We start from the raw sequence: 16407 nt of genomic DNA, 5'->3' as shown, positions 1-16407 counted from the left end.
GCCCGTCGCTTTCTCCGAACAAGGAATCTCCATGCCTTACGTCCGTATCGAAATCCTGGAAGGCCGTACCGAAGACCAGAAGGCCGCCATCGCCGCGTCGGTGACGCAGGCGCTGGTCGAGCATGCCGGCGCCAATCCGCAAAGCGTGTTCGTGGTGTTCGATGACGTCGCGCCGCAGAACTGGGCGACCGCCGGCACGCTGGTCTCGCGCCGCAACGCCGCGCCGCCACTGCCATCGGCCTCGCGCTGACCGGCGTGCCGCGCTGCGTCTTGACGTGAGTGTCGCCGCATGACTGCCTCATCGTTCCTGCAACAGTTTTCGCTGGCCGGCCAGATCGCGCTGGTCACCGGTTCGGCCCGCGGGCTGGGCCTGTGCATCGCGCGCGCCATGGCGGGCTGTGGCGCGCACGTCCTGATCAACGGCCGCGACGTGCAGGCCGTCGGCCAGGCCGTGCAGGCGCTGCGCGCCGACGGCCTGGCCGCTTCGGCGCTGCCGTTCGACGTTGCCGACGACGCCGCCGTCGAGGCCGCCTTCTCCCGCATCGATGCCGAATTCGGGCGGCTCGACGTGCTGGTCAACAACGTGGGGGCTCGCAACCGCAAGACCCTGCAGGCCATGGCGCCCGCCGAAATCCGCGCGCTGATCGACACCGACCTGGTGGCGGGCATGGTGCTGTCCAAGCTGGCCGCCGAACGCATGGTGCGCCACCGGCATGGCCGCTTGATCGCCATCACCTCGGTGGTGGGTGAGCTGGCGCGTGCGGGCGATGCCGTGTATCCCGCCGCCAAGCAGGGCATGACGGGCATGATGCGGGCGCTGGCCATGGAGTATGCCCCGCTGGGCATCACCAGCAACGCCATCGCGCCCGGCACTTTCGCCACCGAGACCAATGCCGCCATGGTGGCCGACCCCGCTGTCGGGCCGGTGGTGGCCGCGCGCAATCCCATGCGCCGCTGGGGACAGCCCGAGGAGATCGCCGGGGCCGCCGTGTTCCTGGCGTCCTCCGCGGCGTCTTACGTGAATGGGCACGTCCTGGTCGTGGACGGGGGCTTGTCCATCCAGTTCTGAAGACGTGTTTACACTGGCGTGTGGGCCATGGATATCGGCCCATCGCGCCATCAGGCGCATTTCGTGCCGGCCCGCGCTCGTTCCCCCTTGCATGCCGCCGGGGCTCATGGCGTGGCGGCATGTCCGCGGCAAGCATCCCATCAAGAGGACGTGGCCTTCCCCAAGCATATCTATCGGAGGTGGTTATGAGACAGCACTTCATCGACAATCGGCCGGCGCAGGGCTCGTCGGGTGAGCGTATCCCCGTCATCGACCCGTCCTCGGGCCAGGAATTCGACAGCATCGCGCGCGGCAACGCCGCCGACATCGACGCGGCCGTGCAGGCCGCGCGCCGCGCCTACGAGGGCGCCTGGGGCCGCCTGAGCGCCGCCGAACGCGGCCGCCTGCTGTTGAAGCTGTCGGTGACAGTGCTGGACCATTTCGACGAACTGGCCGAGATCGAATCGCGCGATTGCGGCAAGCCCACCAGGCAGGCGCGCGCCGACGTCACGGCCCTGGCGCGCTACTTCGAGTTCTATGGCGGCGCGGCCGACAAGCTGCACGGCCAGACGCTGCCTTACACCCAGGGCTACACGGTGCTGACGCTACGCGAGCCGCACGGCGTGACGGGCCACGTGGTGCCGTGGAACTATCCGATGCAGATTTTCGGCCGCAGCGTCGGCGGCGCGCTGGCCGCGGGCAATGCGTGCGTGGTCAAGCCCGCCGAGGACGCCTGCCTGTCGCTGCTGCGCGTGGCCGAGCTGGCGGCGCAGGCGGGTTTTCCGGCGGGGGCGTTGAACATCGTCACCGGCTATGGCCATGAGGCCGGCGATGCGTTGACGCGCCATCCGGGTATCGATCACATTTCGTTCACCGGCTCGCCGCGCATCGGCGCGCTGGTCACGCAGGCCGCGGCCGAGCGTCACGTGCCCGTGACGCTGGAACTGGGCGGCAAGTCGCCGCAGATCGTCTTCGACGACGCCGACGTCGATGCGCTGTTGCCCGTTGTGGTCAATGCCATCGTGCAGAACGCCGGCCAGACCTGCTCGGCCGGCAGCCGCCTGCTGGTGCAGCGCGGCTCGTATGAGGCCGTGCTGGAGCGCCTGGGCGCCGCCTTCGCCAAATTGCGGGCGGGTCCGGCCACGATGGACCTGGATTGCGGCCCGCTGATCCGCAAGACCCAGCTCGAGCGCGTGCAGGGCTTCCTGAAGGCTGCCGAACAGGACCGCATTGCCACCGTGGCGCGCGGCGCCGTGGTGGATGGCGCGCCGCCCGAGGGCTTCTACCAGGCTCCCACGCTGCTGCGCGACGTGCCGGTGGACCATCGCCTGGGCCAGGAAGAGATTTTCGGCCCCGTGCTGTCGGCCATGCCTTTCGATGACGAGGCCGACGCCGTGCGCATCGCCAACGCCACCGACTACGGGCTGGTGGCCAGCATCTGGACCCGCGACGGCGCGCGCCAGTTGCGCCTGGCCCGCAAGGTGCGCAGCGGCCAGGTCTTCATCAACAACTACGGCGCGGGCGGCGGCATCGAACTGCCGTTCGGCGGCGTGAAGGCCAGCGGCCACGGCCGAGAAAAGGGCTTCGAGGCGCTGTATGGATTTACCGTGCTGAAGACGATTTCGATCAAGCACGATTGATGTGGACCGCCGCTCGGGTTGATCGGGCCGGCAAGGCTGAGGTCCGGTCCGTGCAGGTGGGGTTCAGCAGGCGGTGGATCGGTCTTTCCTGTACACCACGAATGTGGCCGGGCGGCATGCGCCAACACGTCGAGAACGCATGCCTCACATACCGGCTTCGGGTTCGGGTCAGTTCCGCACCGCGCTCTTGAATGCCGCTGAAAGCGCGGCAAGCGCATCGCTGGCTCGGCCATTCCTGATGCGGGTGTGCAGCAGGACAGGCAGTCGCGGCAATGTGGGAAGCCCGAGCCTGGGACCCACGTCCACGGCGCCGAACGGCACCATGCGCGCGGACAATGCGGCAACGCCGAGCCCCGCCATGACCGCCGAGGCGACCGCCATGACGCCGCCGCCCACGAATACTTCGGCCCAGGGTATGCCGGCTTCATCCAACATTTGCTCTGCCATCGCGCGCACGCCGCAGGGTTCGGCCATGGTGGCCAGGGGCAAGGGCTCCGCCGCGGAATGCTGCCAGCCCGGCGCGGCAAACCAGCCGAATCTCTCCTCGACCACGACCTCGCCGTCGCTTCGCCCGGCATGCAGGCGCACCAATACCGTATCCAGTTCCCGGCGGTCGAAGCTCTGCAGGAGATCATTCGACGACCCGATCCGGATCTCGATCAGCAGTTGCGGGTCCTGTGCGTTCATGCGTGCGATCAGCGCGGGCAGTTCCGGTCCCGCGACGTGGTCGCTGATGCCGATGGTCAGGCGCTGCCTGGCGCCGGCAACGGCGCAGAGCGCACGGTCGTGGACCGAGAGGAGTTCGCGAGCGTGCACCAGGAAGGCCGTGCCTCGCGCCGAAAGCTCCACGTATCGGGGCGTCCGTTCGATGAGCCGGAAACCCAGCCGGTCTTCGAGCCGCTTCAGCTTCAAACTCATGGCGGCCTGCGTCGTCCCCAAGGATTCGGCGGCGCGCGTGAAACTTCCAAATTCGGCAATGCGGACGAAGGCCTTGACGGCATCCAGGTCCAGGGAGGGTTCTGTCATTTCAATTGCTTATCGCTGAAATTCACCCGCATAGCATATCGGAATGGATAGCATGAAAGTCCCATCACCTGGAGGAGCATCATGCCTCTCGTTCACATCTCTCTACGCACGGGCAAGACCGACACTTACCGGCAGGCCATTTTCGATGGCGTCCATCGCGCCATGCACGAAACCTTCGACGTTCCCGAAGATAACCAGTTCATGGTCTTGACCGAGCACGACGCCGCGAATTTCCGCTACGGCGCGACGTATCTCGGCGTGGCGCGCAGCGACGATCTCGTGTTCATCCAGATTACCGCGAACGACACTCGCACTGTCGAACAGAAGAAAGCCCTGTTCCAGCGGATCGCGCAGATTTTGGGCGAAGCGCCAGGCATGCGGCCGGAAGACGTATTCGTGAGCCTCGTCGAGGTCCGGAAAGAAAACTGGTCTCTCGGCAATGGCCTCGCGCAATACGCCTGACGCGATGTTTCAAGAAGGCGGTGCCGTCGTCCCCGGGGCCTGAAGCGCGGCGGTCCTTCGGTTCGGCATCACCCCATGGCGCCCGGTTGCGGGGGCCACGCTGAAATGACAAAACCCGCTGCGGCGGGTTTTGTCTTCATGGGCCGGCACATGGCCCTTCATCGGCAAGGCAGTCCGCGAGACGGGCCGCCAGACGCCCGTATCAGGCCGCCACGGCCTCTTCGGCGTTTACGCTGGCGCCGGTAGCCAGATGGCGGTTCACCGCGCTCAGCACGGCGCGGAACGACGCGGTGACGATGTCGCGGTCGATGCCCACGCCGAAACCGGTGGGCGAGTCGCCCACGCGCATTTCGACGTAGCTGGCGGCGCGGGTATCGGTGCCGGTGCCGATCGAGTGCTCGTGGTAGTCCATGATGCGGACCGGCACGTCCAGCGCGGCCACGAAAGCCGAGATGGCGCCGTCGCCGCTGCCGGTGACCGTGCGGCGCTCGCCGTCGTATTCCAGTTCGGCCGTGATGGCGAATTGCTTGCCTTCGCCGGCGCTGGGGTCGCCGTCGATACGGTGGCGGATCAGCTTCCACGGAGCGTGCTGCTGCAGGTATTCCTGGTCGAAGATCGTGTAGACGTCTTCGGCGGTGACTTCACGGCCGGTCTCGTCGGTCACGCGCTGGATGGCGCGGCTGAATTCGATCTGCAGGCGGCGCGGCAGCACCAGGCCGTGCTCCTGTTCGAGCAGGTACGACACGCCGCCCTTGCCCGACTGGCTGTTCACGCGGATCACGGCGTCGTAGCTGCGGCCCAGGTCGGCCGGGTCGATCGGCAGATAGGGCACTTCCCAGACGGCGTCGGATTTCTGTTGCGCGAAGCCTTTCTTGATGGCGTCCTGGTGCGAGCCCGAGAAGGCCGTGAACACCAGGTCGCCCGCGTAGGGGTGGCGCGGATGCACGGGCAACTGGTTGCAGTACTCGGCACAGCGGCGCACTTCGTCGATGTCCGAGAAGTCCAGGCCGGGATGCACGCCCTGCGTGTACAGGTTCAGCGCCAGGGTGACGAGGTCGACGTTGCCGGTGCGCTCGCCGCTGCCGAACAGGCAGCCTTCGATGCGGTCGGCGCCGGCCATCACGGCGAATTCGGCGGCGGCCACGGCGGTGCCGCGGTCATTGTGCGGGTGCACGCTCAGGATGATGCTGTCGCGGCGCGCCAGGTTGCGGTGCATCCATTCGATCTGGTCGGCGTACATGTTGGGCGTGGTGGCCTCGATGGTGGCCGGCAGGTTCAGCACCATCTTGTCCTGCGGCGTGGCGTTCCATTCCTCGGCCACGGCGTTGGACACGGCCAGCGCGAATTCGGGCTCGGTGGTGCTGAACACCTCGGGCGAGTACTGGTAGCGCCACTTCGTCTGCGGGTACTTGGCCATCTCCTGCTTGATCAGGCGCGTGCCGGTCACCGCGATGTTCTTGATCTCGTCCTGGCTCATGTTGAAGACGATCTTGCGGAACGCGGGCGCCACGGCGTTGTACAGATGGACGATGGCGCACCTGGCGCCGGCCGCCGATTCCACCGTGCGGGTGATCAGGTCTTCGCGCGATTGCGTCAGCACGATGATGGTCACGTCGTCGGGGATGCGCTTTTCCTCGATCAGCATGCGCACGAAATCGAAATCGGTCTGCGAGGCCGAGGGAAAGCCCACCTCGATTTCCTTGAAGCCGATCTTCACGAGTTGTTCGAAGAAGCGCAGCTTGCGCTCGATGCTCATGGGCTCGATCAGCGACTGGTTGCCGTCGCGCAGGTCGGTGCTCATCCAGATCGGCGGGGTGGTGATGCGGCGGCTGGGCCAGGTGCGGTCGGCGAAATCCTGGGCGAACGGGCGGAACGGTACGTATTTGGCGGCAGGGTTGGCGAGCATCATCGGTACACCTCGGTATGGGGGAATCCGGGGCCCGTCCGCGCGAACAGGTCGGCGGCGGAGGGCGCGGTCTCTGGCTTCAAGCCGGAAGTCTGGCCGGATTCGGTTTCAAATCCGGGAACGTGCAAAGAAAAACGGATGGACGCGTGGCAGGCGTGTCGGGTCGGGGAGGGGCTGACCCAGGCTGCCGAGCTACCACTTGGGGCCCTAGGCCCGGCAACCGATCGGTAGGTGTAGCGATAGCGCCAGTAGGCGCGCGGAGGTTGCGCGCGGGCCTGCGACCGAGGCGTCGTTGCGCTCGGTGGCAATTGCGGAGGGGGTGCAAACAAAGGCCATAATCCGTAGTCAAACATATTTTGCGCACAGGCGCAATTGAACCCGCCTATCGGAATGGGCCGATGGTAGGTTCAGTATATTGCCGCGGCGCGGCCGGCGTGGGCGCAATGGCGGGGGCCGGCGCGGACGCGGCGGCCGGAGCGTCGCCACGGTCCAGAATGGCAGATTGTTCTCGCACCAGCGCGATCTTGCCGATACGATTGCGGCGCAGTTCCTGGTGCGTGCGTTGCAGGTCGCCCACTGTGAACGGCTCTTCGCGATCGCCCCAGACCCAGCGCAGCACGTCGATGGATTCGTCGCACAGCGAGGCGCGCAGGCTGGCCAGCGTGTTGGCGTCCAGCGGGCGGGCGCGCGCCGAGGCCATGTCCGCGTAGATCCACGAGCGCAGCAGGAAGAAGACGATGAGCGACCAGATGGCCACCACGCCCCACCAGGCATAGGGATTGATCCTGGTCAGCAGGTCTACGGTTTGTTGCCCCAGCGAGTGCAGGCTGTCGAAGTTGATCGAACGGCCCACCCCCAGCAGCTTGGACGACACGTAGAGCCAGAGGATGGCGGCGATGACGATGACCAGGGCCCGGACGACCAGGCGAGGAATCGCGAGTTTCACCAGGGTTTGGCCAACGATGCGGCTGTCTTGGCGAATGCGTTCGGGCGAAGTGGGATTCATCATGCAAAATATTGTACCTATGACTCGTCCAGCTTTAGAACTCCGTCCCGGTCAGCATCTGACACTGACCCCTCAACTGCAACAGTCGATCCGACTGTTGCAGCTGTCGTCGTTGGAGCTGGAACAGGAGATTTCCCAGGCCCTGTCCGAGAACCCCTTGCTGGAGCGCGATGAAACGGCCGATCAGGCCGACGCCGCCGATCCGCAGCGCGAGGCCTCGGTCGAGAACGACGACAATCAGCCCGACACCGAACTGCGCATCGAAGAGATGCCGGGCTCCGGCGGCGTGTATCCCGACGACGACAGCGATACGCCGCAGACGGCCCGAACGGACACATTGCGCGAACATCTGCTGGGCCAGTTGATCCTGACGCGGGCGGGGCCGCGCGATGCCGCGCTAGCCGCGCTGCTGATCGACGAACTGGACGAGAACGGCTACCTGGGCTCGCCGCTGGAGGAAATCCTGACCTGGTTGCCCGAAGAGCTCGAGGTCGACCTGGACGAACTGCGCGCGGCGCTGACGCTGCTGCAATCGTTCGATCCGCCCGGCGTGGGCGCGCGCGACACCGCCGATTGCCTGGTGCTGCAGTTGCGCCATCCCGACGTATCGCGCCTGCCGGAAGCCGCGAATCCCGACGTGCTGGCCGCCGCGCGGCTGATCTGCGCGCAGCACCTGCCGTTGCTGGCCAGCGGCAACCCCGCGCGATTGCGCGAGGCCCTGCGTTGCGACGAAGCCACGCAGCGCGCGGCCTGCACGCTGATCCAGCGGCTCGATCCGCGGCCCGGCCGCGCCTGGACGGTGCCCGCGGCCGACTACGCCATCCCCGACGTCATCGTGCGCAAGACCCGGCAAGGCTGGCAGGCGGTGCTCAACAGCGCGGTGGTGCCGCGCCTGCAGATCAACGGGCTGTACGCGCAGATGCTGGGCAACCAGCGCGAGTCCAACCATGCGGGCCTGCACGCGCAGCTGCAGCAGGCGCGCTGGATGATCCGCAACGTCGAGCAGCGCTTCGACACCATCCTGCGCGTGTCGCAGGCCATCGTGGTCCATCAGGCGGCCTTCTTCAGCCAGGGACCGGCCGCCATGCGGCCGCTCATCCTGAAGGACATCGCGGGCGAACTCGGTTTGCACGAATCCACCATCTCGCGCGCCACCACGCAGAAGTTCATGCTGACGCCGTACGGCACGATGGAGCTCAAGCGATTCTTCGGCACGGGCGTGGCCACCGACAGCGGCGATTCCGCATCGGCCACCGCGGTGCAGGAGCACATCCGCCAGATGGTGGCCGGCGAGAACCGCGCCAAGCCGCTGTCCGACAGCCAGATCATGGAGCGCCTGGCCGGCCAGGGCATCGTCATCGCGCGCCGCACGGTCGCCAAGTACCGCGAAGCACTGCGCATCGCGCCGGCGGCGGTGCGCAAGGCGCAGGCGGCCGCGCGCTGATCCCTCAGCCTCACGCGGGAACCCCATCATGACCACGCCGATTTCATGGGACGACTTCGCCAAGGCCGCGCTGTGCGGGCCGGATCGCGACGTGCCGCCGGGCGCCAGGCTGCGCTGAGCCGCGCGGAACATCCATGAGCCAGGACAGCGCCAAGCCGTTGAGGCCCCGCAAGGCGCCGACGCAGACCCGTTCGCTGGAGACCGTGGCCGCCATCGTCGAGGCGGCCGCGCAGGTGCTGGAAGCGGAAGGACTGGAAGGCTTCAACACCAACGCGGTGGCCAGGCGCGCGGGCGTCAGCATCGGTTCGCTGTACCAGTATTTTCCGGGCAAGGACGCGCTGACGGTCGCCCTGATCGAACGCGAGACCGCGCGCTTCTACGACGACGCGCGTGGCGCCCTGGCGCAACGCGGGGGCCGCGCGGCATTGGAATACCTGATCGGGGCCGCCGTGCGCCAACAGTTGCAGCGCCCCATGCTGGCCCGCCTGCTGGACGCCGAAGAGGCGCGGCCCGCGCTGCGCGGCGAGGTGGACAAGCCCCAGGCATTCCATGCCCTGCTGGTCACCTGCATCCAGCGGGCCAGGCGCCGTTGTGCACGGCCCGAGGTCGCGGCAAGCGACGTGTCCGCCATCATCCGCGCCATGACCGATGCGGCGGGCGAGCGCGGGGAACGTGATGTGGCGGATCTGGAACGCCGTATCGGCGCGGCCGTCTTCGGCTATCTGGCGCGCGTGGACGCGGCCTGAAAACAGCGGTTCAGAAGCCCGAATGCGAGCAACCGGCATCGGCCTCGATGCGCGCCATGCCGCGAAATCGCCTGCTCGCGGGGCCCGCGTGGCAATGCCATGGCCATCACCCGATGCGAGTAGTTGAATGTGAGCTTTTGCTTATATTCTGACGTCATCGCAGCGCATGGCGGGACGCCATGCCCGATCCCCGATAGCGAGGCTACGATGACCGAACTGACTACCGCCATGAAGCTCAATCACCTGAGCTTTCCCTCCTCCGACGCAACCGCCACGGCGCGGTTCTTCGAGAATTACCTGGGCTTTGCCGTCGACGGGACTTGGGACAAGTCCTACATCCTGAAGCGGCCCGGCTTTGACGTCGTGATCGAGCACGTCGAGGCCAAGCCCGCCTGGCCCACGAACTTCCATGGCGGCTTCGAACTGCCCGACGCCGAAGCGGTGCAGACGCTGTATGCGCGCTTCAAGGCCGAAGGCGTCGAGATGGTGTCCGACGTCTTCAACAACGGCCGCGGTTCGCGCTTCTTCTGCCGCGCGCCCGGTGGCGTGATGTTCGAATTCAACACACGCGCCGACGTTGCGGCCGAGTATCGCGGGACTTTCGACAACTGAGCCCCTTGGGCGGCGTACGGGCCTGCCACGTACGCCGCGTCGCCCTGGGCCTCCGTTGCCGCCGCGCCACCCTGCCGTTGCGCAACACTTGCGCACGCCAGGATAAAGGACGATAATTATTCTCATGTATATTTGTGTCTGCAACGCTGTCACCGAACGTCAAGTCCGCGCCTGTGTCGACGCGGGCGCCACGTCGCTTGGCGATCTGCAATTCGAACTGGGTGTCGCCTCGTGCTGCGGTTGCTGCGCCGCCACCGCGCTCGAATACCTGCCGGGGGGCCGCGGCTCCACCGTCTGCGAGGTGCGCACGATCGCCATGCCGGCTCCGGTGAACATGCCCACGGTCCGGGTCGAGAACGACCAGCCGGCCGCCAACACCGGCGCCGTCAGCCAGGCCGCCTGATCGTCCCTGGTCCGGGTCGGGCCGCATCGCCGCGCAACGTCCCGTTCAAGCGGCAGCCTTCCCTTTTTCCTGTCGAATATCGTCCGCCGCCGCCGGGCGGGGCGTCGTCGCGTCCGCCGCGCGCGTCAGCGATACGACCTCGTCGCAGAAATCCCGCATCCGCCTTGCCAGGCCGCGCGCGGCGCTGGACGCGGCCGGGCTCAGGCATAGCGCGAGTTCGCTGGGCGCGGCGCGAGGCAGCAGCTCGTCGTAGGCCCGCATGGCGGGCGTGAGACAGCGCCGGTCCATCAGCGAGACGCCCAGGCCGCCTTCCAGCGCCGCCTGGATGCCGCCCATGTGCGGGCTTTCGTAGGCGATGCGCCAACGCCGGCCCGCGCTTTCCAGGGCATGGACGGCGCGGTTGCGATACAGGCAGCCTTGCGGAAACGTCACCAGCGGCACCGGGTCCGGCAAGGCGTGCATCGGCCAGTCGCGGCTGCCCAGCCAGGTCAGGCGTTCGGGCCAGGCGGCCAGGCAGTCGCCGGCGCCAGGCTCGCGCTTGAACAGCGCCAGATCCAGCTCGCCGCGTTCCAGGCTGCGCGACAACATGGCGCTGAGATCGCAGCGCATCGTCACGCGTACGGCGGGATGCGCGCGGGAAAAGCCCGCCACCAGCGCCGTCATGCGCTCCACGGCGAAATCGTCCGGCACGCCCACCCGCACCATTTCCACCCCCCGCGTTCCGCTGACCGCCTCGCGGATTTCGGTGGACAAGGCCAACATGCGGCGGGCGTAGCCCAGCAGCCGCTCGCCGTCCTCCGTCAGGCGCACTTGGCGGCCTTCGCGCACGAACAGCTCGCAACCCAGCGCTGCTTCAAGCTTGCGGATCTGTTGGCTGACGGTGGATTGCGTGCGGTGCACGCGCTCGCCAGCCCGCGTGAAGCCGCCGGCGTCCACGACAGAGACGAAACTATGCAGCAGGTCGAGGTCCATGACGATCAAAATCCAGTGGTTTTTCAAATACTTTTAATCTGAATAAAGAATTTGTCAATGGATGGAGGGCGGCGCAGAATCCCCCGATTCGGTCGCTGCCGGGCCGGCACATTTCTTTCCGAACCGTTTCCATGAAATCCACCCTCGCGATGCCTGCCCCAGCCGCCGTTGCCATGTCCGCGGGCCAGCGGCCCACCCCATGGGGTTCCATTGCGCTGTTCTGCCTGCTCTGGAGCTCGGCCTTCGCGTCCGCCAAGGTCGCCTTGCACGACTGTCCGCCGCTGATGCTATTGACCGTGCGCTTTCTGATCGCGGGCGTGCTGATGCTGGGCATGTCCGCCCTCACGGGCGGACTGCGCCGGATTCCGTATGCCGAACTGCTGTGCCTTGCGGGGTTGGGCGTCTTGAACAACGCCTTCTACCTGGGGTTCAGCTGGAGCGGCATGGCGACGGTGTCGTCCGCCTTCACCGCCGTGCTGATCAGCACCAATCCCCTGCTGATCGGCCTGCTGGCCGGGCCGGTGCTGGGCGAGAAACTCGGCTGGCGCAAGCTGCTGGGCCTATGCCTGGGATTGCTGGGCGTGATGCTGGTGCTGCGCTCGCGCCTGGTCGGCATGCATGAAGACCTGCAGGGCACGCTGCACGTGGTGATGGGCTTGCTGGGCCTGGTGGCGGGCACGCTGGCGTACAAGCGCCTGAAGCCGCGCGCCAGCCTTTGGAGCGCGACGGCCGTGCAGTCGTTGGCCGCGTCGCTGGTGCTGTTGCCGTTCGCGCTGCACTACGAGTCGCTCGACCAGGTGCACCTGACCCCCAGCCTGTTCTGGAGCATGGCCTACACCATCGTGCCGGTGTCGATGGGCAGCTATGCCTTGTGGTTCACGATCCTCAGCCGCAACAGCGCCACCTCGGCCAGCGCGCTGCATTTCCTGATGCCGCCGCTGGGCCTGCTGTTCGGCTGGGCAGTGCTGGGCGAGCCGGTGTCGTGGCTGGACATGGCGGGCATCGTGCCGATCGCGTTCGGCATCTGGCTGGCGACGCGCCAGGCCTGAGTCGCGGGGACGGGCGGCCTCGCGGGGCCGTCGGATGTCCAGACGGACCGCCCTGCGGCCACCCCGGCGTGGGGGCGACCGACACGTCCCCTGTTTTGTTGCCGAACGCCAACAGCGCAGCCACGGTCATGTCACGCGCTTTATCGGACGGCCAGCGCGGCATATCCGGGCCGACATGACCGGATATGCCTGGCAGAACCAGGGCGCGCATGCCTCGCAAGCCCGCGTGCAGCCGTGCTCGCGGATGCGGGCTGTCACGCACGCATACTCATTCTCATTCGGTTCCCGTTTCCTTATTGCACTCGCAAAGCCGTTTACCAAATGCGGGCAAAGGGTAGGCGCGGCCCTTTGTGCAGTGTTAGCCTTCGTCCATTCGCATGACGTCGGCGTCGTGTCCATGGGCATGCGCATGAATACAAGGAGTTCATCATGAAAGGCGATAAGACAGTCATCCAGTTCCTGAACAAGCAGCTCACCAACGAACTGACTGCCATCAACCAGTACTTCCTGCATGCGCGCATGCTGAACCACTGGGGCTTGAACAAGCTCGGCAAGCATGAGTACGAAGAATCCATCGGCGAGATGAAGCACGCCGACCGCCTGATCGAACGCATCTTCATGCTCGACGGCCTGCCCAACCTGCAAGACCTGCACAAGCTGCTGATCGGCGAGGACGTGCCGGAACTGCTGGCCTGTGACCTGAAGCTGGAAACGGCTGCCCAGGCCACCGTGAAAGACGCCATCGCCTACTGCGAATCGGTGCGTGACTACGTCTCGCGCGATCTGTTCCAGGACATCCTGGACGACACCGAAGAGCACATCGACTATCTGGAAACCCAGATCGGCCTGATCGACCAGGTCGGCCTGCAGAACTACCTGCAAAGCCAGATGGAAGTGGCCAGCTGAGCCGTTGCATTTCCGGCGCCTCGCATGGGGCGCGGGGCCGGAAAAAAGGGCGTGGAGAGATGTCTCCACGCCCTTTTTGTCTGAATCGGACCGCGCAAAGGCGGGGGCCAGGCTGTGTGGCGGCCTACGGCCGCTGCGGGCACTCGGGAATGGCGCCCCATGCGCGATTGGGCGCGCAATACTTGTTGCGGGCGTTCCAGGAGCAGGTGGGGCGCTCGAAGAAGCCCTGGTTCGAACATTGGGCCAGTTCACGGCGCAGGGAATCCTGCCAGTTGCCCGGATTGTTCTGCGGCACGGCCGGCTGGGCCGGTTGCCCCATGGCCATGGGCTGCGAGGCCTGGCCCATGGACTGCTGGCCGAGGGAGACGCCGGGCGCGGGCCGGATCGGGGCGGACGCCTGTTGCGGTTGCTGCGCGGTGGGCTGTATGCCGGCGCCCTGGTTACCCAGCGACTGAAGATCCAGCGTGGTGACGTCGGAGCCGCCGGTGGGCAGCGGCACGTCGGAGTTGGCGGCCAGTTGGCGGGCTTCTTCCTGGGAGACGTTGGTGCGCGAGATCTGCACCGACGGATCGGTGACGGTGTCGAACAGCGACACGGTGGGAATGGTCCACTCGGTGCCCGCGGGCTTGTCGGGAACGCCCAGGGAGCCATCCACGCGCGGCTGCGGAGGCTGCGCCACATAGGGACGGCCATTGGCATCCAGCACGGGTTGCTGGGAGGCCTCGGTTTCTTCCTGCCCGGGAGCGGGCGTGGCCTGCGGAGCATGCGCCACCAGCCAGTCACCCAGTTGGATGCCTCCGAAGGCGGCCGCGCCGACCGCCAGCAGAAGCACCGCGAACAATACACGCCACGACATTGATACCCTCTATCGCCTGCCTGGGCAGGCTAGACCTTGTCTGCGAAGACCTTGCCGCCATGCTCGCGCATGGCGTGAAATTTAACGTTTGGATACAGCTCTTCGGCTACCCGCAGCTGGGCCGCGGAACCGCTCAGGAAGGCCACCGCATCGACGACATCATAGGCGATATGGGCAGCATTGGCATCCATGAACTTGCGCAACGCCTTGGGGTCGTCCGAGGTGATCCAGCGCGCCATGTTATAGCGCGAGGGCATCATCCGGGCGTCCACGCCGTACTCCGCCTTCAAGCGGTGGGCCACCACTTCGAACTGCAGCTGGCCGACCGCGCCCAGCAGCAGCGCGCCGCCGGCCGCCTCGGGGCGGAACACCTGGATGGCGCCCTCTTCGCCCAGTTGCGTGAGGCCGATGCGCAATTGCTTGGTGCGCAGAGGATCTTTGACCTCGACCGCCTGGAAGAGTTCGGGGGCGAAGAACGGCAGGCCGGTAAAGCGCAGCGACTCGCCTTCGGTCAACACGTCCCCTAATTGCAGCACGCCGTGGTTGGGGATGCCGATGACGTCCCCGGCATAGGCCTCGTCCAGCAGTTCGCGGCGCTGGGACAGGAACGACACCACGTTGTTGGGCCGCATTTCCTTGTTGTTGCGCGCCACCTTCAGGCGCATGCCGCGCTCGAAGCGGCCCGAGCTGACGCGCACGAACGCCACGCGGTCGCGGTGCGCCGGGTCCATGTTGGCCTGCACCTTGAAGACCACCCCCGTGAATTTGGGCTCTTCGGGCTGCACGGTGCGCTCCAGGGCCACGCGGGCGCCTGGCGGGGGGGCCTGTTCGACCAGGGCGTCCAGCACTTCCTGCACGCCGAAGTTGTTGATGGCCGAGCCGAAGAACACCGGCGTCTGCTTGCCCGCCAGGAAGGCATCGCGGTCGAAGGCGGGCGAGGCCTCGGTGATCAGGTCGATCTCGCCGCTGGCCTGCTCGAAGGCGGCGCCGAAGCGCTGGGCGATCTCGGGGTTCTTCAGGCCTTCGATGATGTCGTCGTCGTCCGACCGGCGTTCCTGGCCCGGACGGAACAGGCGCATGCGGTCGCGGCGGATGTCGAACACGCCGCCGAAGGCCTTGCCCATCCCGACCGGCCACGAGAACGGCACCGCGTCCATGCCGATGTGCGATTCGATCTCGGACAGCAGCTCCAGCGGCTCGCGGACTTCACGGTCCATCTTGTTGATGAACGTGATGATCGGCGTGTTGCGCGCGCGGCAGACCTGCAGCAGGCGGATGGTCTGCGGTTCGACGCCGTTGGCGGCGTCGATCACCATCAGCGCCGCGTCCACGGCGGTCAGCACGCGGTACGTGTCTTCGGAGAAGTCCTGGTGGCCCGGGGTGTCCAGCAGGTTGATGACGCAGTCGCGGTATTCCATCTGCATCACGGACGAGGCCACCGAGATGCCGCGCTGCTTTTCGATTTCCATCCAGTCGGACGAGGCGTGGCGCGAGGCCTTGCGGGCCTTCACGCTGCCGGCGATCTGGATGGCGCCTGCGAACAGCAGCAGCTTCTCGGTCAGCGTGGTCTTGCCCGCGTCCGGGTGGGAAATGATGGCGAACGTGCGTCGCCGGGCGACTTCTTGGGTGATGGTCATGATGCGGGGGGGTTACAAGCGGCGCCTTGCGGTGTCCGCCCTTGGGGCGGCCCGGCGCGCTCACGTATGGCGGCGGAACGTGGCCAGCACGACGCCGGCCAGGATGAACAGCGAGCCGAACACCCGGTTCATCAGGCGGATGTGGCTGGCGCTGCGCAACAGGCGCAGCACCTTGGCGGCCAGCAGCGTGTAGACGCCCATGGCCACCAGGTCGGTGAAAGCCAGCGTGCCGGCGATCGCCAGGTACTGCGGCGTCAGCGACAGCGCGGGATCGACGAACTGCGGCACCACGGCCATCAGGAACACCGTGCCCTTGGGGTTGGTGATGTTGATGAGCATGCCGCGCACGATCAGCTCGCGGATCGAGGACCGGCCGGGATCGCCGCCGTCGACCGCCACGGGGGCGGCGTCTGTGCGGATCTGGCGGATGCCCAGGTAGATCAGGTAGGCCACGCCCAGGTACTTCACCACCGCGAAGGCGGTTTCGGACGTGGCCAGCAACGCGCCCAGTCCCACCGCCACGATCATGAACTGGATCAGGATGCCCATGATCAGGCCGACCGTGTTCCAGTAGCCGCGCGCGAAGCCGTACTTCAGTCCCGACGACATGGCCGAGATGGCCCCGGCGCCGGGCGAGAAGGAAATGGCCCAGGAAGCGACGAAGAAGGTCAACCAGGTCGACAGCGGCATGATC

At 66.7% G+C, this 16407-nt stretch carries 17 protein-coding genes; 10 read left to right on the top strand and 7 right to left on the bottom strand.

Translation table 11 applies throughout. From position 1 onward, the window contains the following. Positions 1 to 31: 31 nt before the first annotated feature. The 3 genes from A6745_RS04890 (at position 32) to A6745_RS04880 (ending at position 2688) form a co-directional block, all read left to right on the top strand. The gene (locus A6745_RS04890) at positions 32 to 250 is read left to right on the top strand and encodes a 2-hydroxymuconate tautomerase (RefSeq protein WP_066124376.1); all 219 of its coding nucleotides are present in this window, start codon (positions 32 to 34) and stop codon (positions 248 to 250) included. 39 nt (positions 251 to 289) lie between these two features. Further along, on the top strand, positions 290 to 1069 hold the full coding sequence (locus A6745_RS04885; protein WP_066124375.1) for an SDR family oxidoreductase: 780 nt from the start codon (positions 290 to 292) through the stop codon (positions 1067 to 1069). Positions 1070 to 1254: 185 nt separating this feature from the next. Beyond that, the gene (locus tag A6745_RS04880; protein WP_066124373.1) at positions 1255 to 2688 is read left to right on the top strand and encodes an aldehyde dehydrogenase family protein; all 1434 of its coding nucleotides are present in this window, start codon (positions 1255 to 1257) and stop codon (positions 2686 to 2688) included. Positions 2689 to 2856: 168 nt separating this feature from the next. Here the strand turns inward: A6745_RS04880 and A6745_RS04875 are convergent, their stop codons facing one another. Beyond that, positions 2857 to 3714 (bottom strand): LysR family transcriptional regulator, encoded by an 858-nt coding sequence (locus A6745_RS04875; RefSeq protein ID WP_066124371.1) that lies wholly within the window; start codon positions 3712 to 3714, stop codon positions 2857 to 2859. 81 nt (positions 3715 to 3795) lie between these two features. Here A6745_RS04875 and A6745_RS04870 point away from each other — a divergent pair, with 81 nt between their 5' ends. Continuing rightward, on the top strand, positions 3796 to 4176 hold the full coding sequence (locus A6745_RS04870; RefSeq protein WP_066124369.1) for a tautomerase family protein: 381 nt from the start codon (positions 3796 to 3798) through the stop codon (positions 4174 to 4176). Between the two features lie 202 nt (positions 4177 to 4378). On the opposite strand, the gene leuA is transcribed toward A6745_RS04870, so the two are convergent. Then, positions 4379 to 6085: a 2-isopropylmalate synthase gene (gene leuA / locus A6745_RS04865; RefSeq protein WP_066124367.1), complete on the bottom strand. Its 1707-nt coding sequence runs from the start codon at positions 6083 to 6085 to the stop codon at positions 4379 to 4381. 379 nt (positions 6086 to 6464) lie between these two features. Next, the gene (locus tag A6745_RS04860) at positions 6465 to 7091 is read right to left on the bottom strand and encodes a hypothetical protein (RefSeq protein ID WP_231885908.1); all 627 of its coding nucleotides are present in this window, start codon (positions 7089 to 7091) and stop codon (positions 6465 to 6467) included. Between the two features lie 16 nt (positions 7092 to 7107). Between A6745_RS04860 and rpoN the strand changes: the two genes are divergently transcribed. The 4 genes from rpoN (at position 7108) to A6745_RS04840 (ending at position 10293) form a co-directional block, all read left to right on the top strand. Beyond that, positions 7108 to 8532, top strand: coding sequence for an RNA polymerase factor sigma-54 (gene rpoN, locus A6745_RS04855; RefSeq protein ID WP_456236468.1), 1425 nt, complete (start codon positions 7108 to 7110; stop codon positions 8530 to 8532). Between the two features lie 134 nt (positions 8533 to 8666). Further along, positions 8667 to 9278, top strand: a complete 612-nt coding sequence (locus A6745_RS04850; protein ID WP_066124362.1) for a TetR/AcrR family transcriptional regulator — start codon at positions 8667 to 8669, stop codon at positions 9276 to 9278. A gap of 207 nt (positions 9279 to 9485) precedes the next feature. Further along, positions 9486 to 9890, top strand: a complete 405-nt coding sequence (locus A6745_RS04845) for a VOC family protein (RefSeq protein ID WP_197488094.1) — start codon at positions 9486 to 9488, stop codon at positions 9888 to 9890. Positions 9891 to 10014: 124 nt separating this feature from the next. Next, on the top strand, positions 10015 to 10293 hold the full coding sequence (locus tag A6745_RS04840) for a (2Fe-2S)-binding protein (protein ID WP_066124360.1): 279 nt from the start codon (positions 10015 to 10017) through the stop codon (positions 10291 to 10293). Positions 10294 to 10338: 45 nt separating this feature from the next. On the opposite strand, the gene A6745_RS04835 is transcribed toward A6745_RS04840, so the two are convergent. Further along, positions 10339 to 11265, bottom strand: a complete 927-nt coding sequence (locus A6745_RS04835) for a LysR substrate-binding domain-containing protein (protein ID WP_066124359.1) — start codon at positions 11263 to 11265, stop codon at positions 10339 to 10341. Between the two features lie 131 nt (positions 11266 to 11396). On the opposite strand from A6745_RS04835, the gene A6745_RS04830 reads away from it, so the two are divergent. Both A6745_RS04830 and bfr read left to right on the top strand, forming a co-directional pair. Further along, the gene (locus A6745_RS04830; RefSeq protein WP_082852894.1) at positions 11397 to 12314 is read left to right on the top strand and encodes a DMT family transporter; all 918 of its coding nucleotides are present in this window, start codon (positions 11397 to 11399) and stop codon (positions 12312 to 12314) included. A gap of 429 nt (positions 12315 to 12743) precedes the next feature. Further along, positions 12744 to 13220 (top strand): bacterioferritin, encoded by a 477-nt coding sequence (gene bfr / locus A6745_RS04825; RefSeq protein ID WP_066124354.1) that lies wholly within the window; start codon positions 12744 to 12746, stop codon positions 13218 to 13220. 124 nt (positions 13221 to 13344) lie between these two features. Here bfr and A6745_RS04820 read toward each other — a convergent pair whose 3' ends face one another. From A6745_RS04820 to A6745_RS04810, 3 genes are read right to left on the bottom strand one after another with little or no spacing between them, the layout of a single operon-like run. Next, entirely contained in the window at positions 13345 to 14076 is a 732-nt protein-coding gene (locus A6745_RS04820) for a hypothetical protein (protein ID WP_066124352.1), read from the bottom strand. A 29-nt stretch (positions 14077 to 14105) separates the two neighbouring features. After that, complete coding sequence (locus tag A6745_RS04815; RefSeq protein ID WP_066124349.1) at positions 14106 to 15713, bottom strand: peptide chain release factor 3; 1608 nt, start codon at positions 15711 to 15713, stop codon at positions 14106 to 14108. A gap of 60 nt (positions 15714 to 15773) precedes the next feature. Further along, positions 15774 to 16403, bottom strand: a complete 630-nt coding sequence (locus tag A6745_RS04810; RefSeq protein ID WP_066124347.1) for a LysE family transporter — start codon at positions 16401 to 16403, stop codon at positions 15774 to 15776. Positions 16404 to 16407: the final 4 nt, after the last annotated feature.

This window comes from Bordetella ansorpii (assembly GCF_900078705.1).
In the GTDB taxonomy this organism is placed as follows: domain Bacteria; phylum Pseudomonadota; class Gammaproteobacteria; order Burkholderiales; family Burkholderiaceae_B; genus Bordetella; species Bordetella ansorpii_A.
The sequence above is the reverse complement of the archived record's forward strand: the minus strand, read 5'-3'. Positions and strand labels throughout refer to the sequence as shown.